Source organism: Ochrobactrum sp. P6BSIII (assembly GCF_014138065.1).
Classification (GTDB): Bacteria; Pseudomonadota; Alphaproteobacteria; order Rhizobiales; family Rhizobiaceae; genus Brucella.
The window spans coordinates 22,661-43,930 of sequence record NZ_JACGXB010000006.1 but is presented as its reverse complement, the minus strand read 5'-3'; the positions used below and the strand labels follow the sequence as shown (position 1 = coordinate 43,930).

The window sequence follows — 21,270 nt, the reverse complement described above, 5'->3', positions numbered from 1 at the left end:
CTTATCTTAAACAGCTATCTTCCTCTTATGCGCATTGGTCGAAAGCGCATCGGACAGATCGTCAAAGCTCATCAGGCGGCCAACCGGACCGACGCCTGCGATGGTCGGCTTGTTGTCGAGGAACAGGCGACCTGCGAGATCCGTCAGACGTTCTGGCGTGATCAGGGAAAGACGTTCCATCAGCTCATTATTGTCGACCGGGCGGCCATAGAGCAGGAACTGGCGGGCAAGCTGGCCTGCGCGGCTGGCTGCACTTTCCTGCGACATGAGAAGGCTGGCGCGATATTGTGCGCGGGCGCGGTTGACTTCCTCGATGCTGATCGAGTCCGCTGCCTTGTGCAGCTCGTCAATGATGACCGGAACCAGTTCGACCAGTTCGTCGCGACCCGTGGCGGCATGGATGCCGAACAGGCCCGTATCCGAAAAGCCCCAGTGGAACGCATAGACCGAGTAACACAGGCCGCGCTTTTCGCGCACTTCCTGGAAAAGACGCGAGGACATGCCGCCGCCCAGCACCATGGACAGGAGTTGCGAGGCATAGAAGTCGCGCACATGATAGGCGCGGCCTTCAAAGCCGATCAGCACCTGCGCATCCATCAATTCGCGGTTTTCGCGGAAATCGCCGCCGACATAGGTTGCAAGGTCGAGGGTCGGCGCCGTGTTGTGAGCGCGGAAGCCGCCGAGACGCTTTTCAACTTCCTTGACGAAAGCATCGTGGTCCACGCCGCCGGCAGCCGTCACGACCATGCGGTCGGCGCTGTACTGCTCGTCCATGTATTGGCGCAGGTCGGCAGAGGAAAAGGACATCACCGTGTCCGGCTCTCCGAGAATGGCGCGGCCGATGGGCTGGTGACGATAGGCGGTCTCGGTGAAACGATCGAAGACGATATCGTCCGGCGTGTCGTGCGCCGCGCCGATCTCCTGCATGATCACCTGCTTCTCGCGCTCAAGTTCGTCTTCGTCGAATTTTGATGCGGTCAGGATATCGGAGAGAATATCGATGGCGAGCGGCATGTCATCGCGCATTACGCGGGCATAATAGGATGTGGTCTCGACGCTTGTGGCGGCATTGATCTCGCCACCGACGTCTTCGATATCCGATGCAATTTGCCAGGCGGAGCGGTTTTCCGTTCCCTTGAAGGCCATATGTTCGAGGAGGTGGGCTATACCGTGCCGGTCGGCGGCTTCGTTTCTCGCGCCAGCTTTAACCCAGATTCCCAGCGCCACGCTTTCCACATGTGACATGGTATCGGTGGCTATCGTCAACCCGTTGGGAAGACGCGTTACTTCAACACCCATAAGCGAACTGCTCCCTGCATTCCCCGCTCTGATTTTCCTGGGCCCGATCCCGAAAACAGGTTTCATCATTCGGGGCCGGGCTCAAATTTCCTTTCCGGAGCCTCAGGCGTGAGCTCTGGAATGGCGGCTTACATATTCTTCCACGATTTTCAGGTCGTTGTGAAGAACTGTGAAGCTTTCTTTTCGTTGCATCAAATCCGACAACCATGCGGGAAGCTGCGGTTCGACACCGCATGCAGCCTTTACGGCGTCGGGGAATTTGGCCGGATGCGCGGTGGCGAGCGCCACCATCGGAGCAGCGCCGGACACATTTTCGCGAGCCACTTTCACGCCGATGGCGGAATGCGGATCGAGAAGATAGCCGTTATCGGCCAGAACCGACTTGATGGTCTCCGCCGTTTCCGCAACCGTCGAGCGTCCAGCCGAAAATTCGGCCCGGATGGCCGAAAGCGGCTTCTCGGAAATGGTGAAGCCGCCGGACTGCTTCAGGCTCTGCATGAGGCCGCGCACTGCGTCAGCATCGCGGCCATGGGTTTCGAACAGCAGACGTTCGAAGTTGGACGAAATCTGGATATCCATTGACGGCGAGGTGGTCTGGGCCACGCCGCGCATTTCATAAGCGCCGGTGTCGAGCGTGCGCGAAAGAATATCGTTGTCGTTGGTGGCGACGATCAGGCGCTCGATGGGCAGGCCCATGCGCTTGGCCACATAGCCTGCGAAAATATCGCCGAAATTGCCGGTCGGAACGGTGAAAGAAACCGCGCGATCAGGAGCGCCGAGGCTCAAGGCGGCGGTAAAGTAATAGACCACCTGCGGCATGATCCGCGCCCAGTTGATCGAATTGACGCCCGAAAGTGACAGCGCATCGCGGAAGGCGAGGTCGTTGAACATGCCTTTCACGAGGTTCTGGCAATCGTCGAAATTACCTTCGATGGACAGTGCATGAACATTGGCAAAGCCCGACGACGTCATCTGGCGCTGCTGCACCGGCGAGACGCGGCCATTCGGGAACAGGATGAAGATATCAGTGTTGTCGCGACCGCCAAAGGCTTCGATTGCCGCGCCGCCGGTATCGCCGGACGTCGCGCCGACAATGGTCGCGCGTTCGCCACGGCTGGCCAGAACATAATCCATCATGCGCGCCAGAAGCTGCATGGCGACGTCCTTGAAGGCGAGCGTCGGGCCGTGGAAGAGTTCGAGAACGAATTCATTTGCGCCGGTCTGGACCAGCGGGCAGACGGCGTCATGCCGGAAGCTGCCATAGGCCTCGCGCACCATGCGCTCGAAATCGGCTTGCGGAATTTCGCCGCCGGTGAAAGGCGTCAGCACGGCAAGCGCGATATCGACATAGGATTTTCCGCGCAGGCTGCGGATTTGTTCCGGAGAAAATTGCGGATATTCCTGTGGCAGATAGAGGCCGCCATCGCGGGCTAGTCCGGCGAGCAATGCATCGCTGAAATCCAGGACCGGGGCTTCGCCGCGGGTGCTTACATATTTCATTTCGTCAGGCCTTCATTTCAGATCGGCTGCGCAAGTCTCATTCGACGCGCATCTTATTGGGATGCGTTTCAAAGCTGTGCAAATGCAATAGGGCGTCCATAAAAAAGCCGCAAGAAATTAAAACATCCCGGAGGGGATGGGGTTGCTCTTCGCGGCAAAAAACGGGAAAACGTCATCGCGCACTGTTTTGTGCGCAGTGGTATAGAGCATTTCCAGCAAAAGTGCGAAGCGGTTTTGCGTTGGATAATGCGACAGAGGAAGAGTTTGCATTTCCAGCAAAAGCGCGCAGCGGCTTTGCTGTTGGGAAAATGTGGCGGCGGAACAAATTGGGGTGGTCTGGCGATTTCAATGAAATGGCGGCGCTCTCAAACAAACAGATTAGTGCAGGGAAGCCCGATCTATGCAGAAAGCATCACAGAATCGTTCATCGTTGTTTCCAGTCTTTGCAACGGTTTTGCTCACGGCACTCGCTGGCTGCACGACCAGCGGCGGCGACAAGCCGGGGGCAACCGCATCTGCGGATCAGCCGCGGGTCAAGGCATCCGAACTTCGCGCTTATTGCCCGACGGTGACGCTGCGTGACGGGACTGCGTTCTTCAGCACCTATGCCAAGGGCGGCGACAAGGATCCGGCGCAGGTCATCTATCAGGCTTCGCTGACCGATGTGACGCGTGCATGCCAGTATGGCGATGGCACGATCACCATCGATGTGGCTGCCGCAGGCAAGGTTGTTCCGGGCCCGCAATATAAGAGCGGCACCATCACCATGCCGGTCCGCGTGGCCGTACGTCAGGGTGATCAGGTTGTCTATTCCAAGCTGCACAAGCAGACTGTCACGATCACCAACAGCGATACCGCAACCCAGTTTGTCTTCAACGACAAGGGAATTTCGCTGCCGATGCCGGACAGGCAGAATATCCAGATTTTCGTCGGCTTTGATGAAGGCCCGAATGCCAAGTGATTTTCGCGGCGCCTGACAGGGCGATGCGCGAATGAAAGCTCGAATGCACGGGAGAAATCTCGTGCATTTTTTGAAAGATTAATATTTAAAATGGGTTAGTAGAATAAATACATCCACATTCACTAATTAAAAGATAAATATATGTCCTTGGTTGGATGAGCAGAACATCATTTTGTGGGCCCACGACTTGGATTAATATCAAGTTTCTCCTCGAATCGGCGCAGCCGTTTTCCAGGCCGTCTTTACGGTTTTGTTCTAACGCGTGAAGGTCTTTTCAAGATTGTTTGTGTTAAAGAACAGTAATGCGATCGCTGCGCCACTGCATATTCAGGGTAGTCTGGCTTTTACCATGTGAGAATTGCGCTCGTGGCCGAATGAGGTGGGTAGGACCTTTCCACACAGTGGTTTTGCAGTTTCCGTCCAGACACACGCCTAACCGATCATTCGGGGGCTTGGTTCATCGGTCGACCTGAACAGAGGGCCGGTCACGCAGAAGGGCCAAAAGGGCAGGGTTGACGTAGAGGTTCTCGCGTCCCGCTTTGATCTCCTGAAGCAAGCCGTGGTCGGTGAGGGCCTTCAGATAGGTGGAGGCAGATTGACGTTTTGCTATGCCAGCCTGAACAAGATCCCTGATGCGGCAGTACGGGTTAACGAAGATGACTTCAGCCAATTCTCGTGAGTAGAGTTTCGGGAGATCTCGGCGAATTCTTTGGGCGGACTGATCCAGCAAATCACGAATAGCGTGAATACGCGCTGTTGACCACTCAGCCGTGTCACGAACAGCTTCGAGCATGTAGAGAATCCAAGGCTCCCATGCCTCTTCAGTGGTGACGGCTAGGAGCCGGTTGTAATAGTCGCTTTTGTTGTCAATGATATATCTGCTGAGGTAAAGGACGGGAATGTCGAGCAGCCCTTTGTCAACCAGATAGAGTAGGTTGAGGATGCGGCCCGTGCGGCCGTTACCGTCAATAAATGGATGTATGGCCTCAAACTGGTAGTGCATGACGGCCAGACGCACGAGTGGGTCAATTTCGTCAGCCTCATGAATATAGCGCTCCCAGTTGGCAAGCTTGCTCCGAAGCAATTCCTGTCCTTCAGGCGGCGAATAGATGACAGTGCCGGTGGCCTCGTTCATCAGAGCTGTGCCTGGCGTCGAGCGAATGTCGAGATCCACGCCTTTGATCCTGCGACAAACTGCGATAGCCGTGGACGTTGATACCGGGCGATCCCTAAGCGACTGAAACCCTTCGCTGAGAGCCGTGCGATAACGCAACGCCTCTTTTGTTGCGGGGTCGGCTTGATCTCCTGACTCGTTTGCGAAGCGGAACAGCCGATCTGTCGTGGTGACGATGTTTTCGATTTCGGAGCTTGCCTGCGCTTCAAGCAGAGGAATCGAATTGATGAGGACCGATTGGTTGGGGATAAGTTGTCCCGAGACGCGGAGCTCGGCAAGAGACGCTCTTGCTGCGATGCATGCCTTCAGAACAGCCTTTGTCTCAATGTCCTCGCGCGGCGGCAGGGATGGTAGATCATTATATGGGTTGTCTGGGCGGAATCTCATGTCGATCAATCCTCATTTTGCCGACGCAGGATGTTTAATATGTCGATAGCGTCGACAGGTCAGAATAATATGTCGATAAAAAATGACTTTATCGACATATTATTCTGACCGCGAGTCGTTTTTTCGATCCAAGGTGATCCGACAAAATCTTCGGTTTCAACGAGCAGGTATAATAGCGCTTTTACGAAGATGAGGAAACGGACGCGTTGGTAGTTGCATGAGGAAAGCGCCGAGAATGGCATTCTGATCAACGGAGAGGGCTGATTTTGCAGAAAATTCAATCCATTGGTCGAATTCTGGGTTCAGCTCAGTGAAATTAAGACATACGTGAAATCAAGTATTTAATCGCATTCTGTGAACATCCTAAAAGCGTAACGCACTTTAGCTAAAATTCGAATTAAATTGGATAGCGAAGTTCAAACGAAAAGCAACGAGTCTGCGCTAGTCTGCACCCATGAAACAGAAATTTGAACGTATTCTCGAACCGACGGACACCTGGGCGATCTTCGATACGTCCACGGGTGAACCCGTCATCATGGGGACCCGGCTGCTGATCGGTCTTGACGAGCAGGAAGCCGAAGAGCTGCTCGCCATCCTCAACGCGCCGCCGAAGGGGCGCAACAAGCGCTCTGCCGCCTGAGGCAGTGGGGTCGATAGCCCGGATGCTCGGGCTATCGCGATAATCAGATCAGACCGGGCGGTCTTGTCGGCACCTGTGCGTCAGGCGTCGGTCCAGATCGAAAGGGCTTCGATCACGCTGGGCAGGTCCTTGTGGCGGTGAATCACCGTCTCGGCGCCTGCGTCGGTCAGCCGGTCGGCATGGCCGGGATAGGTATGTGCTCCGCCCGTAAAGCCGATGACACGCATACCGGCAGCTCGCGCGCCCTGAATGCCGTGCACGGAATCCTCAATCACGATCACATTGCGCGGATCCACGCCGAAATGCTTGGCGGCATAGAGGAACACATCCGGGGCAGGCTTGGTCTTCTTGGTGCCGACTTCCTTGGCCGAAAAAATGTTGGGCGCGAAAAGGTCATAAAGCTCGACGCGCTTCAGCATCATTTCCAGCCGTGCGCTGGTCGAGTTGGAGCAGATGCACTTTGGCAGCTTCAGCGCTGAAACCACTTCCACGATATCGTCGACAGCCTGCACCTCATTTTTGAGGCGCTCGTCGAGAATGCTCTCCGATTTGTCGATCAGCGATGCGGAAAGCGCTATGCCTGCCTCGCGCTCGACCGTGAGCAGAATATCCTGCCAGGTGAGACCGGCGAAACGTTCGGCCAGTTCGTCGGCGGAAATCGGAAAACCAGCTTCGGTCAGAAGCACGGATTCAACTTCCGCAGCGATGATTTCGGAATCCACCAAAACGCCATCGCAATCGAAAATGATGAGGGACGGAGCCGCCATGTGGGTAGCCTTCTTCTTGGGAGGGGGACGCATTCACACTCGCAGGAACGCATCGGGAATTCAGCTACAACTTTATCGCCCCAGCGTCAAACCTCGCCAGAGACTTCGCGTCGTCTGCGGTCCAGCTCTTCACTATAGCGGCGCAGCGTATGGGCTTCACTCAACAGCCCCATGACTTTGCGTTCCTGCGCATTGTTGACCACGGCAAGCGCTTCGCTTTCGGAACGGTCAAACCGCACGACAGCTTCCTTGGCGTTCATCTGTGGCAACAGGAATTCATCCTGATACTTCAAAAGCTCGCTGATGCTGTGGTTTTCCGAACTGTCGAAACTATCGGCATAGACTTCCGGTACCGGGATCATGCCGACATAGCGGCCTTGCGCATCCACCGCGATAACGCGCTGGGTGGAGCCCAGCGGGAAATCATGGCGGAAGGTTTCAATATCCGTGTCGATCAGCACGGTGCGCACATCGTGACGCATCATGCGGCTGACGGTCAGATTGCGTATCCAGCCGATATCATGTGCCGAGCGGATGGCTTCGCCGCGCAGATGGAAGCGCCAGGTGGCGAAGGAGTAGCCGAAGGTCTTGCGGACCATCAGCGAGGAAGACACAACGGCTCCAAGCACCAGCATGGAAATCGGAAAGTCGCCGGTCAGTTCCAGCGCCAGAAAGGTCATCGTCATAGGGCCGCCGACAATCGCGACGGCAAGCGAGGACATGCCGATCACGGCATAGACTTCCGGCGCAAGCGTCAGGCTGGCGGGCAGCACCACGCCTGCCACGGCTGCGAAAAGCTTGCCGGTCAAAGCACCCAGAAACAGTGATGCAAAGAACAGGCCGCCGCGAAAGCCGGAGCCGATGGAGATTGCGGACGCCAGCGACTTTGTCAGGATCAGCAGCAATAGCGCCGAGATGGTGATATTCGCATTGAGGTCGAGATGCAGCGCGCCGTGGCCGGATGCCAGAACCTGCGGCGAGAAGAAGGCGATCAGCCCGACGATCGCGCCACCGATGGCGGGGGTGAGAACATTGGGCAGAAAGCTGCGTCGGGTGATTGTTTCGACGAAGGTCACGCCGCGCATGATCAGAATGGCAATGCCCGCAGAGACGAAGCCGAGCAGCAAAGCGGGCACGTAATCGCGTGGCGTGATGGCGTCGATATGGCCGATATCGATCAGGAAAGGCGCGCCGCCAATGGCTTGCGTCACCAATGTGCCGACAATCGCCGCAACGACGACCGGGGCCAGCGTGGCGATGGAGTAAACGCCGATGATCAGTTCGAACGCATAAAACGCGCCGGTGAGGGGGGCGTTGAACGCGCTGGCAATGGCCGCCGCAGCGCCGCAACCGACCAGCGTGCGCAAATCAGCCCGACGCAGCTTGAGCGCGCGCCCGATGCGCGAGGCGAAGCCGCTTGCCAGCTGTGTATAGGCGGCTTCCAGCCCGACCGAAGCGCCAAAGCCGTTGGAAATCAGGTTCTGCCCGACGAGGATAAAACTGTCGGTCAACGACAGGCGTCCGCCATGCAACGCATTGGCTTCGATGGGATCGACGATCGGACGCTTGCGCCATCGCGCCAGAACCCAGATGACGACCCCCATGAGAATACCGCCAGCCAGCGGGGCGATAAAGGCGCTTGGATAGAGCTGTGCCGCAGAACTCAGCTTTTCACCGGGTTCGAGCGCAAAAAGCGCCTGATGCATCCACTGCGATATGCCACCAATGGCGGCAACGGCCAAACCGGAAATGATGCCGATCACGACACCGGCGATGACGAGGCCGATTTCGCTGCCGCGCACAACGGCACGCATGCGGAAGGGAACGAAAAAAACTCTCAGATAACGATTGTGGCGCAGTTCTGCGAAATTCATATGCAAAGACCTGACAGGCACCGCTTCGGTCGGCTTAGTTTCTCCGAAGGCTGGATTGTTCGCAAATCATATACGCAAATGAATAACCGAGCCTTATTGGACACGACGCATTACCGGTCGGCCTTTGCATTTCGATGAAGGCGTTAAGATGGCAGCCGCGAAAATGTTGCTGATTGTTTGAAACGAAAAAGCCCGGAAAGCCGGGACTTTGCCGCCTTTTTAAGAAAAGGTTTACGATTTCAATCACTTGGCGTTAACGCCATATTTACCCTACCCGGTAACCATAAGGACAAGTTTTCGCGTCCACAGGTAATCGAGTATCCCATGTCCCTAGTACGTCTTGCCCATGAGTTGCCCATCGAGGCCCCGCGTACCGCCTGGCTCGACTCCATCATCAAGGGTGATTGCGTTTCCGCTCTGGAGCGCCTGCCGGATAATTCCGTCGATGTCATCTTTGCCGATCCGCCATATAATCTCCAGCTCGGCGGCGATTTGCATCGCCCGGATCAGTCGATGGTCAGTGCTGTTGACGATCATTGGGATCAGTTCGAGAGCTTTCAGGCCTATGACGCGTTTACCCGCGCCTGGCTGTTGGCCTGCCGCCGCGTTCTGAAGCCGAATGGCACAATCTGGGTTATCGGTTCCTATCACAATATTTTCCGCGTCGGCACGCAGTTGCAGGATCTGGGCTTCTGGCTCCTCAATGATGTCATCTGGCGCAAGACCAATCCGATGCCGAATTTCCGTGGCCGTCGTTTCCAGAACGCGCATGAGACGCTGATCTGGGCATCGCGCGACCAGAAGGGCAAAGGCTACACCTTCAATTATGAAGCCATGAAGGCTGCCAATGACGATGTGCAGATGCGCTCGGACTGGCTGTTCCCGATTTGCACGGGTTCTGAACGCCTGAAAGACGAGAACGGCGACAAGGTTCATCCGACGCAAAAGCCGGAAGCGCTTCTGGCCCGCATCATGATGGCTTCGAGCAAGCCCGGCGACGTTATTCTTGACCCGTTCTTCGGCTCCGGCACCACTGGTGCTGTGGCCAAGCGCCTCGGACGTCATTTTGTCGGCATCGAACGCGAACAGGCATATATCGAAGCCGCAACCGCCCGTATCGATGCGGTGGAGCCGCTCGGCAAGGCTGAGTTGACGGTCATGACTGGCAAGCGCGCTGAACCGCGCGTCGCTTTCACCAGCGTATTGGAAGCAGGTCTTCTGCGTCCCGGTACGGTTCTTTGCGATGCGCGCCGTCGCTTTGCCGCGATTATTCGTGCCGATGGCACGCTGGCCGCCAATGGCGACGCTGGCTCGATCCATCGCATTGGTGCGAAAGTGCAAGGGTTCGATGCCTGCAATGGCTGGACCTTTTGGCACTATGAAGTGGACGGCATTCTGAAGCCTATCGACGATCTGCGCCAGGTTATCCGCGATGAAATGGCAGTCGCTGGCGCATAACCAGCACCTTTTATTCTACCGCATTCTTGCGATTCCAAATGTTTCAATTTGGTAGCAAGATGCTCTATCGGACGGCCTCCAGCAAAGTCTGATCATGGGGCGCTCGGAGCGAAAGCTCCGGGCGCTTTCGTTTTTTAAAAGCTGAGGCCCAGAGATTTCAAATCGGCAGCAAGTTTCGGCGCGTCGGTAAAATGCACCGCCTGCCAGCCCGCGTCTTTCGCGCCATCGACATTGTGCAGCGAGTCATCGATGAAAAGCGTCGAGGCGGGGTCGAGGCCGAATGTCGCGACATGTGTCTCGTAGATTTCGCGGTCGGGCTTCAGCATCTTGACGTCGCCTGAAACAGTGACGCCACGGCTTTCCGTCAGGAATGGAAACCGCACCTGCGCTTCGCGGAACGTGTCGGAGGCGAAATTGGTGAGCATGGTGACGTCGTTCCCCGATGTGATCAGCCCGCGCAGAATGGCGACGCTTTCATCATAGGCATACGGCACCATGCGGGACCAGTTCTGCCTGAAAGCGAGAATCTGGTCGCGCCATTCCGGGTGAGTGCCGATCAACAGCGCTTCGGCATCCTGCCAGCTGCGCCCGCGATCCTGCTCCACATTCCACGCTCCGGTGCAAACGGTTTCCAGAAACCATTGCCGTCGCTCGGCTTCGGGAATGATATCGAGATAGGCAAGTTCGGGATCGTAATGGATGAGAACCTTGCCGATATCGAAAACCACATGTTTGATTGGAGTGGTCACAGCTTCTTCCTTTTGGGTTTGCCAGTCTGTTTGAATGCTTCCGGCACCGCCGCTGCGATGGCTTTCTTCATCACGGTGGGCAGGGCCTCTCCGGCCAATTCGTCCGGGGCCGACCACCAGCCATTGCCGGACATAGACTGGCTGACACCTGCGCTTACATTGTCGGCACGATAGACCGACAGCCGCAATTCGAAATGGGTGAAGACATGGGTGATGCTGCCGGACGGGGTCCATGACGCCGGAAAGGGGGCAGCATTGACCGTGGCATCTCCGTCAATACGCGCGGTCCATGGGCTGCCCGGCACTTCCGTCATACCTGCAAGCAGGCCTTCGCCTTTTCGTTTTTGTAGGAAAATGGCTCCATCTCCGGTAATCGCGACGAAGGCGGCACCGATGCGGATCGGCTTTTCCGCCTTTGGCGCCTTGACCGGAAATTCTTCCGGGTCGCGGGTGGCGAGTGCAACGCAATTATCATTGACCGGGCAGATCGCGCAGGCCGGTCGGCGCGGTGTGCATATTGTTGCGCCGAGATCCATCATGGCCTGTGCAAAGTCGCCGGGGCGGTCTGCTGGCGTCATCTCGGCCATCAGGGCACGGATTTGCGGCTTGGCGGCAGGCAAAGGCGTGTCGATGGCATAGAGCCGCGAAATGACGCGCTCGACATTACCGTCCACAACTGCGGCATTTTCGCCAAAAGCAATCGCAGCGATGGCTGCTGATGTGTAATCGCCGATGCCGGGCAGCTCTTTCAATGCTACCGCATTGTCTGGAAATTTGCCGCCATATTGTGTGGCGACGAGATCGGCGCATTTCTTGAGATTGCGGGCGCGTGAATAATAGCCGAGCCCCGCCCAGGCTCGCAAAATGTCGTCTTCGGTGGCGCTTGCCATTGCGCGCACGCTCGGCCAGCGTTCGACAAAAGCCGTGAAATAGGATTTCACGGCCTCGACGGTCGTCTGCTGAAGCATGATCTCCGACAGCCAGACCCGATAGGGATCAGGACGCATGCCACGTGCCTGTTCGGACGGCGTGACGCGCCAGGGTAGAACACGGTGGTGACGATCATACCAGGCCAGAAGCTGGCTGCTGGGTTTGGAACCGCTGTTTGGCTGACGAGAAGCGGTGATCGGGCGGACGGTATTGTTCAACGGCAAGGCAGCTTTCCCCGCAAGGTCTGTTTTCTGTAGTTGATAGAAAAAACATCGATGGTGTAAAGCCAAGCATGATCAGCACTTGGCAAAAGGGTCTGGCGCGCTACAAATCCTCCCATCGCGCTTTTGCCGTGGAAAGAGAATCAGTGATTAATTCCGTACCGGTTTATGTCATCAATCTCGCGCGTTCGCGAGACAGATGGGAGCGCTTGCAGAAAAGCGCCGACGCGTTTTCTCTCGATTTGCGGCGTGTCGAGGCTGTGGAAGGCAAGCTTTTGCAGCCGGACGAGCTTGGCGATTTCGACGAGGCCGGTTTCCGACGCTGCCACGGCAAGATTGCGATGCCTGCCGAGATTGGTTGCTATTTCAGCCATATTCGCGCGCTCGAAGTCATCGCCGCCGCCCCGGAACCTTTTGCGGTTCTGGTTGAGGACGACGTCCTTTTCACGCCCGCTTTTCAGCCCTTTATTGAAAAGGCTACGAAAATCAGCGGCTGGGATGCGATCAAGCTGGTCAATCATCGCACGGCGGCATTTCGGCCGTTTCGTCAGGTCGATGATGAGTTTGCAATCGGGCGTTGCCTGCACGGACCGCTCGGAAGCTCTGCAGCCTATGTCGTGACGCGTAAAGGAGCCGCAAAACTGCTGGATGCGATACGCCCCATGCGGGTGCCTTACGATGTTGCACTTGAACGGGGGTGGGCTGGCAAGTACGAGATTTTCACCACAGACAAACCGGTGGTGGAATTTTCCGATGCCGCGGTCTCGACAATCGCACAGGGACGATCAGTTTACGCTAAAAAACGACTGCCGCCATACAAAAGGCTAACTACGCTTTTGTTCAGGTCTGCCGATTATGTCAGGCGAATCGTTTATGCACTTGCCAAGAGGCAACTCAAAGGGGCGGTCCATTGAGCTATTTTAAAAAATCCTTTTTATTTCGTCGCAAGGTTGATCCCTGGGTCCTTGGCGTGGCCTCGGCGACGATGCCAATTCGGGTCGGAGTTGGCCCTTTGATTTTATTCGTATTCTCCTGCATCGGCATTTACATGGCTTGTGGTCGCCATGCGGTTGCCCGGCTACATTGCAAGAAATTCTATATTTTCATTCTGCTCTATGCGGCCTGGTCGCTTGGGCTGATCCTGTTTCGCGGTGAACCGTTCAACGATAACCGGCAGATCGGCTATACGCTGCTGATCGCCGTTTTCGCATTCGCCGGCTCCGGCATGGCTTTGATCCGCGATCCACTCCGCGCCTATGTGATTGGCGCACGCGTTGGTGTTATTGTCGCGACCATCACGGCATTGTACCTTGCCGTCACGGCTGGGGGGCGTATCGGCATTGGCGGCAATCAGGCGGTTTTCGCATTCGTCGTTGGCGTTTCGGCTATCTCTGCGGCTATCCCTTTGCGTCATGCATGGCGGTATTTGCCCAACGGACCGCATTGGCTGGTGCTGGGGCTGGCGGCCGTCCTGGCCTCGGAAACCCGGGCGGTTATTGTGGTTTTGCCGATCTTTGCGGCGGTTGAGATTGTTTTCTTTTTGAAGCGTTTCAGCATCCGTCAGCAGGGAAGCGTTTACGCTGCACTTGCTGTCGCTTTGGGGGCGCTGATTGTTGTGGGACCAGTCGGCGATGTCATCTCGAAGCGCTTTTCGGGCATGATCGAATATTACAACACCGGTGACAGCAAGCAGTGGGAAGACAAGATTTCCGCCGATATTCGCGAGGTGCTTTGGAAAAGTGCCAGCAAGATCATCGTGGATCACCCGATTGCAGGTGTCGGCTCCTATTCGAAAATGAACGAAGTGCGAGCGGAGGCCGGGGACAAGGCCGAAATGCTGGCCGGGTTCCGCCATGTTCACAACACGGTTCTCGATGAATTGCTGAACGATGGTATCGTCGGGCTGATCTTCATGACCGGCGCCTTCCTGTCCATTTTCATCTATCTCTGGCGCACGGCTGATAGCTGGGCGATGCGCAGGGCGCTGATCTATTTCGCAGTGGTCAGCGGCAGCTATGGCATGCTGCACAATCCACTGCTGCATGAAGTTACGATCTCGGCGACCATGTTCTTCCTTGCGGCGCTGAATGCAGCCGCGTCCCGTCGCGTCATGGCCGCACGGCGTGCCGGTCTTGAAACGTGCATATTCGGAAGGAAGTCGATTGCATGAAAGCGATAGTCACAGGGGCAGCGGGTTTCATCGGATACCACACGGCGCAACGCCTGCTGGACGAGGGCTGGCAGGTTGTCGGCATTGATAATGTCAACGACTACTATCAGGTCGAGCTGAAGGACACGCGGCTCGCAAACCTCCATGCGCGCGACGGTTTTCGTTTCGCCAAAGCCGATATTGCGGACGGGGAAGCGATCAAGGCTGCCGTCGGCGCGGACAGGGATGCCGATGTGATCGTGCATCTGGCCGCGCAGGCAGGCGTGCGCTATTCCATCGAAAATCCGGCTGCCTATGTTTCGGCCAATGTCATGGGGCAGGTCAATATTTTCGAGACCGCGCTGAAGCTCGAAAAGCGTCCGCCTGTGGTCTATGCCAGCTCATCGTCGGTTTATGGTGCCAACGAGAAAATTCCTTTCTCGGAAAGCGACCCGGTCAATCATCCGGTTTCGGTCTATGCGGCGACGAAACGCTCCGGTGAATTGCTGGCTTTTTCCTATAGCCATGTGCACAAGCTGCATTCGACCGGGCTGCGCTTCTTCACGGTTTACGGCCCCTTCGGGCGACCCGATATGGCGCCATGGCTTTTCACTTCGGCTATTTTGAAAGGCGAACCCATCCGCGTTTTCAACAATGGCGAGATGCAGCGCGACTTCACTTTCGTGGAAGATATCGTCAGCGGCGTCGTTGGCGCGGTGAAGCGCATTCTGGACAAACCGGCCGAAACCGCGCCGGTCTATAATCTCGGTAACAACCGCCCCGTCATGCTGAATGATTTCATTGCGGCCATCGAGAAGGCGACGGGTAGAGAAGCGATCCGCAAGCTGGAGCCGATGCCTGCCGCAGACGTTCCGCGCACCTATGCGGATATCACGCTTGCCGCCCGCGATCTGGGGTTTAGCCCCAAGACCACGCTCGATGAGGGTATTCCTTTGTTTGTGGAGTGGTTTCGCGGCTATAATGGAGCGCGATGAACGAGCCAAAATCAAAACGCGGATTTCGACCGCTGGCGGACATGACATCGGGGCTGATGGACCCGATGCTCCAGAAACGTGCGGGCATCAATCTCTCGCTGTTGCAATCGTGGGAAGATATCGTCGGTCCGGCCATCGGCGCGACGTCACGCCCCTTGCGCATTCTCTGGCCGCGTCGCTTGCATGAAGACGATCCGTTCAAACCCGCTACGCTGATCATCGCCTGCGAGGGTTTTGCAGCCTTGCAGATCCAGCACGAGACGGGCGAGATCATCAGCCGGGTCAACGGTTTTCTAGGTTTTTCGGCGATTGGGCGCATTCGCATCGAGCAAAAGCCGCCCATGCTGCCACCGAAGCGCCGGGTAAAGCGGCTCGCTCCGCTGGCTCCCTCCGAAGAACGGCGGATCGACAAGGCGACGGACGGTATCGAAGATGACGCCTTGCGGGCGGCATTGGCTCGGCTCGGCAAGAATATTCTCGCCGAAAAGCGAGCCTCCGTTAAAAAATCGGACTAAACATACTCTGACCGCAGTAAAACCCGCTTGAGGTTCAGCGCGCGGCAAGAAATTTCATGCAATTGCAAAAACACTTATTTGCGATACAAGGTGCCATAAATTTGATGCAAGCCTTGGTCAGTTTGCAGCGAGTTGAATGAGGGGCTGGGTCTGTCGTTCTGAATATGGAGACAATGTCGGCGCTGTGCTAACTTTCATGTGAACGATGCGGGTCTGGTGAATATCTCTCTGCCGCCTTAGATTGTATATCGAAACAACCGAATGAAACAGGACTGGATGATTCGTATGCCTGCAGTGCTTAATCGCAGACACGTCATTTCTCTCGCTGGATCGGCTGCTGCCGGACTGGCTTTTGCAGGAGCTTCTGCAACCGGCGCTCTGGCGCAGGACCGTGCCCCGGAAGGCACTGTCGATGCGGCCAAGATTGCCGAACCGGGCAAGCTCAAGGATATGGTCTACGGCAAGGCCGATGCACCGGTAACGATCATCGAATATGCATCGCTGACCTGCCCGCATTGCGCAGATTTCACGATCAATACCTTCCCGAAAATCAAGGAAAAATATATCGATAGCGGTAAGGCGCGGCTCATTTTCCGCGAGTTCCCGTTCGATCCGCGCGCAACTGCTGCTTTCATGCTCGCACGTTGCGCCCCGGAAGATCGTTATTTCCCGATGGTCGACGTGTTCTTCAAGCAGCAGCAGCAGTGGGCAACCGCCGAAGATGGCGAAGCTGCCCTGCTGCAAATCGCAAAACTTGCCGGTTTTACACAGGAGTCCTTCAAGGCTTGCTTGACGAACCAGCAAGTTCTCGATGATGTGAGAGCAACGATGGAGCGTGGATCGAAGGATTTCGGAGTCAATGCGACGCCGACTTTCTTCATAAACGGACAAAAATACGCTGGAGCCCTTTCGGTTGATGAGATGTCGGCAATCATCGACAAGCTTATCTGACCCGTTTTCCTGGATGAAAAGCGGACGTATCACTGCGTCCGCTTTTGTCGTTTCTGGAATGGGTGATAAAGTTGGGGGAGTTTGCTGATGCGCTTCTCCAAACTACGCCTTGTCGGTTTCAAGTCTTTCGTCGAACCCATGGAGTTCGTGATCGAAGGCGGGCTGACGGGTGTCGTCGGGCCAAATGGCTGCGGCAAATCCAATCTCGTTGAAGCTCTGCGCTGGGTTATGGGTGAAAACTCATACAAGAACATGCGCGCTTCCGGCATGGATGATGTGATTTTCTCCGGTTCCGCCACGCGCCCGGCGCGCAACACGGCGGAAGTGACGCTTTTCCTCGATAATTCCGACCGCACGGCTCCGGCCAGCTATAATGATGCCGATGAGTTGCAGGTGTCGCGCCGTATCGAGCGCGAGGCTGGCTCGGTCTATCGCATCAATGGCAAGGAAGCCCGCGCCAAGGATGTGCAGCTTCTCTTTGCCGATCAGTCGACGGGCGCACGTTCGCCGTCCATGGTCGGGCAGGGGCGCATTGGCGAGCTTATTCAGGCGAAGCCGCAGGCACGCCGCGCTTTGCTGGAAGAAGCTGCCGGTATTTCCGGCCTGCATACGCGCCGCCACGAAGCGGAATTGCGCCTGCGCGCTGCCGAGGGCAATCTCGACCGTCTGGACGATGTGGTCGGTGAATTGGGCAGCCAGATTGAAAGCCTGAAGCGGCAAGCCCGTCAGGCCAATCGTTTCAAGGCGCTTTCCGCCGATATCCGCCGTGCTGAAGCCGCCTTGCTGCATCTGCGCTGGAGCCAAGCCAAGGTTCAGGAAGGCGAGGCGCAAAGCGCCTTGTCGGCTTCCACTGCGACTGTAGGCGATATGGCGCAGGCGCAGATGAATGCAGCGCGCGATCAGGCAGTCGGTGCGCATAAGCTGCCGGAATTTCGTGATGCGGAAGCCAAGGCCGCCGCCGCCTTGCAGCGCCTTTCGATTGCCCGCACCCAGCTTGATGAAGAGGACGGACGCATTCGCGCCCGCCGCGCCGAGCTGATGAAACGGCTGGAACAGCTAACCGCCGACATTGCCCGTGAAGAGCAGATGGTGCGCGAGAACGCCGATATTCTGGCAAAGCTCGAAGAAGAAGAACAGGAGCTTGTCGCTTCCAACGAAGCTTCCGGCGAGCGGGATGAGGAATTGCGCGCGCTGTTCGAGGAAGCGGAAATCCGCCTGACCGATAGTGAAGGCGCTCTCGCGCGGATCACGGCTGAGCGCGCGGAAGCAACCGCTGAACGGGCGCAGATCGAGCGCGCGCTGAAGGAAACGCAAGGTCAGCGCGACCGCCTTGCCGTGCAGATGGATAATATCGAGCGCGATATTGCATCTGTCGTGGAGCAGATCGGCGGTCTGTTTGATCCGGCGGAAAAGCGCATCGTGGTCGATGCATGTGCGGATGCTCTGGCAGCGGCGGAGGAAGCAGTTGTTGCGGCAGAAGAGCTGGTCGCAGGCGCACGCGAAGTGGAAGCGGCAAGCCGCCAGCCATTGAACGAAGCGCGCACCGAACTGAACCGTATCGAGACCGAAGCACAGACGCTGGCGCGCATCCTCAATGCTGGCGAAACCGGCCAGTTTCCGCCTGTGGTGGAAGAGCTGCGGGTCGAAAAGGGCTATGAAATTGCACTGGGTGCGGCGCTTGGTGAAGACCTCGACGCGGCCAGCGATGAGCATGCCCCGGTCTACTGGGCTTATAATCCGGCGCCTGAAGCCGATCCGGTCTTGCCGCAGGGCGCTACCCCGCTTGACCGGCTGGTCGATGGGCCGCAGCAGCTACGTCGTAGACTGGCGCAGGTTGGTGTCGTGTCGGACAGCGACGGTCAGCGTTTGCAGGCGCTCTTGCGTCCCGGCCAGCGGCTGGTAAGCAAGGCTGGTGCGCTGTGGCGCTGGGATGGCTATACGGCGAGCGCCGATGCGCCGACGCCGGCTGCACAACGACTGGCCCAGAAAAACCGGTTGAGCGAGCTGGAGCAGGAATCGATCGTCGCTCGCAGACATGTCGAGGAGGCCGAACAGGCCGTGCATCGCGCCGAGGCTTCGGTGCGCGAAGCTGTCGAGCATGAACGCGTTGCGCGCGACCAGTGGCGGACCAACCAGCGCAAGCTGGACGAGGCGCGTGAAGCGCTGGCGGTCGCCGAGCGTGCGGCAGGGCAGCTTGCAACCCGCCGTTCGGCATTGGATGAATCCAAGGCGCGGCTGGAAGAGAATCTGGAAGAAGCGCAGATTCGTGTTGCGGAAGCGGAAGACCGGCTCGGTGATATGCCGGATCTGGAGGCCATTGCGCAACGTCTTGCGGCGCTGACAAGCGAAGTTCTGTCCGACCGCACGGCTCTGGCCGAAGCGCGCGCCGCTTATGAAGGGCTGCGTCGCGAAGCCGAAGCGCGGTTGCGTCGTCTGGACATGATTGCGCTAGAGCGGCGCAACTGGATTTCCCGTGCGGAAAATGCCGACCGGCAGATTGCGTCGCTGAACGACCGCCGCACGGAGACGGCGGACGAGGCTGAAGGTCTGGCCGAAGCGCCTGACGAGATTGAAGCACGCCGCCGGGCGCTCCTGAACGAGCTTTCGCTGGCCGATGATCGCCGCAAAGAAGCCGCGGATATTCTGGCTGCGGCTGAAACCGCTCAGGCCGAACTCGACAAGGCTGCAACGCTCGCCATCCAGCAACTGGCCTCAAGCCGCGAGCAGCGTGCCCGCGCCGAGGAACGTCTTGCCGCCGCAGAAGAGCGACGCAAGGATGCGGAAGCCCGCATCGTCGAGGCGCTGAACTGTGCGCCGCATGAAGCCATCCGCCACACAGGGCTGAAGGCCGACGATCCGATCCCTGATCCTGATCAGCTGGAGCGCCAGCTGGAGCGGCTCAAGATCGAGCGTGAGCGGCTTGGCGCGGTGAACCTGCGCGCCGAAGAAGAAAGCCAGGAGCTTTCGGATCGTCTCGATGCGATTGTGTCCGAGCGCGAGGATGTTATCGAGGCGATCAAGAAGCTGCGTCAGGCGATCCAGAGCCTGAACCGCGAAGGACGCGAGCGTCTGCTGGCCGCCTTCGAGGTGGTGAATGTGCAGTTCCAGCGCCTGTTCACGCATCTGTTCGGGGGTGGTACGGCGGAACTGCAACTGATCGAAAGCGACGATCCGCTGGAAGCCGGGCTTGAAATTCTCGCCCGCCCGCCCGGCAAGAAGCCGCAGACGATGACGCTGCTTTCAGGTGGCGAGCAGGCGCTGACGGCCATGGCGCTGATCTTTGCGGTGTTCCTCACCAATCCGGCCCCGATCTGCGTGCTGGACGAAGTGGACGCGCCGCTCGACGACCACAATGTCGAGCGCTATTGCAACTTGATGGACGAGATGGCGGCTTCGACCGAAACGCGTTTCGTGGTCATCACGCACAATCCGATCACCATGGCGCGTATGAACCGTCTGTTCGGCGTCACCATGGGTGAGCAGGGCGTTAGCCAGCTTGTTTCGGTCGATCTGCAGACGGCGGAACGCCTGCGCGAAGCAAGCTGATCACGCTTCGCATTTTTCGGGATGTGCTCCAGACCTGGCGTCTATTCTTCTTCCCCGTCTTCATCTTCATCGTCGTCATCAGATTCGATGACTTCCCAGATAAAGGCGTGAAGGCGGTCTTCAATACTCTTTTTGGAAGCGCCGGCGGCTTCCATTTCGCGTTTGATCCGGAAGAACCGATCCTTGTCGGATTGGGATAAGTATCGCGCTGCGGATTCGAGGGCTGACAAGGACGTGGACATGGGCTGCTCTAATTTTCACTCCATACTGCGAGTTCATTACCCGCCGGATCGGTGAAATGAAAGCGGCGTCCGCCTGGAAACGCAAAGATCGGCTTGACGATGGTGCCGCCAGCTTCCGTCACGGCTTGAAGCGCGGTTTCGAGCCTCAGCGCATAAAGCACGGGTAGCGGCTTCATTGTCGCTTGCGGGTCGGCGTCAAAGCCGCCGTCCAGCCCTTCGGAATAGGCGGAATAGGTCGGACCGTAATCGGTGAACGACCAGCCGAATGCCCGCGCATAGAAACTCTTTGTTGCGTCGAGCGAGCCATTGGCTGCGGGCATTTCCAGATAATCGAGTTTGCCAGTGATGCGCATCGCACTCTCCATTCGTTCATTGTTTGTTCTTATTTCTGCGACATCCGGTGAGGAGAGTCAATCTTCCTGTGTGGATATCAGCTGTCTAATTGATTCCATTGTCGGGGCTCGTCTTTCTTGTCGGTGCAGACAATGTGATCGCATGAGAAATGGACGCAGTTTCAGGGAGCGATTGCGTCTTGTGCAGGTTGTCATGAACCGTTCGTGTTTCTGGCGGCTTCGACCTTGAGAACATTCCCTAAAAGGTTCTTTGGCTTTTTGTTCGCCGCCTTCATTTTCCCAGCCACCTTGTCTTTGGCTTTAACGAAACCGCACCGTCACATCTTCGAAAAGGTGATTAAGTTTCGCATCGGCGGACCTATTTCCGCCAGTCATGTCTTTGGGATTGAGCCAGTTTAATTGTAATCAGTTTAATACGTTTGGCTGTGTCTCAAATTGCTCGTGATACGTAAAAATACAGATAAAATGGCGTATTTTTTCTCTTTTCCAGAGTTCGGCATCAAATTTAACTAAATAAAAAAAGATAGTAAAATGCTTTGAGCTGTGCGATTATCCAAAC

General features: G+C 57.0%; 17 protein-coding genes. 9 read left to right on the top strand and 8 right to left on the bottom strand.

Features of this window, described 5'->3' with window-relative positions:
* Nucleotides 1–6: 6 nt before the first annotated feature.
* Nucleotides 7–1,299 carry a M16 family metallopeptidase gene (locus tag FHW00_RS09935; RefSeq protein WP_078338084.1) on the bottom strand — a complete coding sequence of 431 codons (1,293 nt, stop codon included), beginning with the start codon at nucleotides 1,297–1,299 and terminating at the stop codon, nucleotides 7–9.
* Between the two features lie 102 nt (nucleotides 1,300–1,401).
* Complete coding sequence (thrC, locus tag FHW00_RS09930) at nucleotides 1,402–2,799, bottom strand: threonine synthase (protein WP_078338085.1); 1,398 nt, start codon at nucleotides 2,797–2,799, stop codon at nucleotides 1,402–1,404.
* Between the two features lie 400 nt (nucleotides 2,800–3,199).
* Between thrC and FHW00_RS09925 the strand changes: the two genes are divergently transcribed.
* On the top strand, nucleotides 3,200–3,760 hold the full coding sequence (locus tag FHW00_RS09925) for a hypothetical protein (protein ID WP_078338086.1): 561 nt from the start codon (nucleotides 3,200–3,202) through the stop codon (nucleotides 3,758–3,760).
* A 457-nt stretch (nucleotides 3,761–4,217) separates the two neighbouring features.
* Here the strand turns inward: FHW00_RS09925 and fic are convergent, their stop codons facing one another.
* The gene (gene fic, locus FHW00_RS09920; RefSeq protein ID WP_078338087.1) at nucleotides 4,218–5,321 is read right to left on the bottom strand and encodes a protein adenylyltransferase Fic; all 1,104 of its coding nucleotides are present in this window, start codon (nucleotides 5,319–5,321) and stop codon (nucleotides 4,218–4,220) included.
* A 454-nt stretch (nucleotides 5,322–5,775) separates the two neighbouring features.
* Here fic and FHW00_RS09915 point away from each other — a divergent pair, with 454 nt between their 5' ends.
* On the top strand, nucleotides 5,776–5,961 hold the full coding sequence (locus FHW00_RS09915; RefSeq protein ID WP_078338088.1) for a hypothetical protein: 186 nt from the start codon (nucleotides 5,776–5,778) through the stop codon (nucleotides 5,959–5,961).
* An 80-nt stretch (nucleotides 5,962–6,041) separates the two neighbouring features.
* Here the strand turns inward: FHW00_RS09915 and FHW00_RS09910 are convergent, their stop codons facing one another.
* Both FHW00_RS09910 and FHW00_RS09905 read right to left on the bottom strand, forming a co-directional pair.
* The gene (locus FHW00_RS09910; RefSeq protein WP_078338089.1) at nucleotides 6,042–6,728 is read right to left on the bottom strand and encodes an HAD family hydrolase; all 687 of its coding nucleotides are present in this window, start codon (nucleotides 6,726–6,728) and stop codon (nucleotides 6,042–6,044) included.
* Between the two features lie 86 nt (nucleotides 6,729–6,814).
* A complete protein-coding gene (locus FHW00_RS09905) occupies nucleotides 6,815–8,602 on the bottom strand; it encodes a chloride channel protein (protein ID WP_182514649.1) in 1,788 nt (595 codons plus the stop codon).
* Between the two features lie 324 nt (nucleotides 8,603–8,926).
* Between FHW00_RS09905 and FHW00_RS09900 the strand changes: the two genes are divergently transcribed.
* Complete coding sequence (locus FHW00_RS09900; RefSeq protein ID WP_078338090.1) at nucleotides 8,927–10,060, top strand: site-specific DNA-methyltransferase; 1,134 nt, start codon at nucleotides 8,927–8,929, stop codon at nucleotides 10,058–10,060.
* Nucleotides 10,061–10,194: 134 nt separating this feature from the next.
* Here the strand turns inward: FHW00_RS09900 and FHW00_RS09895 are convergent, their stop codons facing one another.
* Entirely contained in the window at nucleotides 10,195–10,809 is a 615-nt protein-coding gene (locus FHW00_RS09895; RefSeq protein ID WP_078338091.1) for an HAD family hydrolase, read from the bottom strand.
* Entirely contained in the window at nucleotides 10,806–11,936 is a 1,131-nt protein-coding gene (gene mutY / locus FHW00_RS09890) for an A/G-specific adenine glycosylase (protein ID WP_078338131.1), read from the bottom strand. Before mutY ends, FHW00_RS09895 begins: the two co-directional genes overlap by 4 nt.
* 170 nt (nucleotides 11,937–12,106) lie before the next feature.
* On the opposite strand from mutY, the gene FHW00_RS09885 reads away from it, so the two are divergent.
* The 6 genes from FHW00_RS09885 (at nucleotide 12,107) to FHW00_RS09860 (ending at nucleotide 20,116) form a co-directional block, all read left to right on the top strand.
* On the top strand, nucleotides 12,107–12,874 hold the full coding sequence (locus tag FHW00_RS09885; protein ID WP_078338132.1) for a glycosyltransferase family 25 protein: 768 nt from the start codon (nucleotides 12,107–12,109) through the stop codon (nucleotides 12,872–12,874).
* Between the two features lie 98 nt (nucleotides 12,875–12,972).
* Nucleotides 12,973–14,130 (top strand): O-antigen ligase family protein, encoded by a 1,158-nt coding sequence (locus tag FHW00_RS09880; protein ID WP_445557897.1) that lies wholly within the window; start codon nucleotides 12,973–12,975, stop codon nucleotides 14,128–14,130.
* A complete protein-coding gene (locus FHW00_RS09875) occupies nucleotides 14,127–15,104 on the top strand; it encodes an SDR family NAD(P)-dependent oxidoreductase (protein ID WP_078338093.1) in 978 nt (325 codons plus the stop codon). Before FHW00_RS09880 ends, FHW00_RS09875 begins: the two co-directional genes overlap by 4 nt.
* Nucleotides 15,101–15,619 carry a DUF721 domain-containing protein gene (locus FHW00_RS09870; RefSeq protein WP_078338094.1) on the top strand — a complete coding sequence of 173 codons (519 nt, stop codon included), beginning with the start codon at nucleotides 15,101–15,103 and terminating at the stop codon, nucleotides 15,617–15,619. The genes FHW00_RS09875 and FHW00_RS09870 overlap by 4 nt, the downstream gene beginning before the upstream one ends.
* A gap of 285 nt (nucleotides 15,620–15,904) precedes the next feature.
* On the top strand, nucleotides 15,905–16,570 hold the full coding sequence (locus FHW00_RS09865) for a DsbA family protein (RefSeq protein WP_078338133.1): 666 nt from the start codon (nucleotides 15,905–15,907) through the stop codon (nucleotides 16,568–16,570).
* 87 nt (nucleotides 16,571–16,657) lie between these two features.
* A complete protein-coding gene (locus FHW00_RS09860; RefSeq protein WP_078338095.1) occupies nucleotides 16,658–20,116 on the top strand; it encodes a chromosome segregation SMC family protein in 3,459 nt (1,152 codons plus the stop codon).
* 250 nt (nucleotides 20,117–20,366) lie between these two features.
* On the opposite strand, the gene FHW00_RS09850 is transcribed toward FHW00_RS09860, so the two are convergent.
* Entirely contained in the window at nucleotides 20,367–20,711 is a 345-nt protein-coding gene (locus FHW00_RS09850; RefSeq protein WP_078338097.1) for a VOC family protein, read from the bottom strand.
* Between the last annotated feature and the right edge of the window lie 559 nt (nucleotides 20,712–21,270).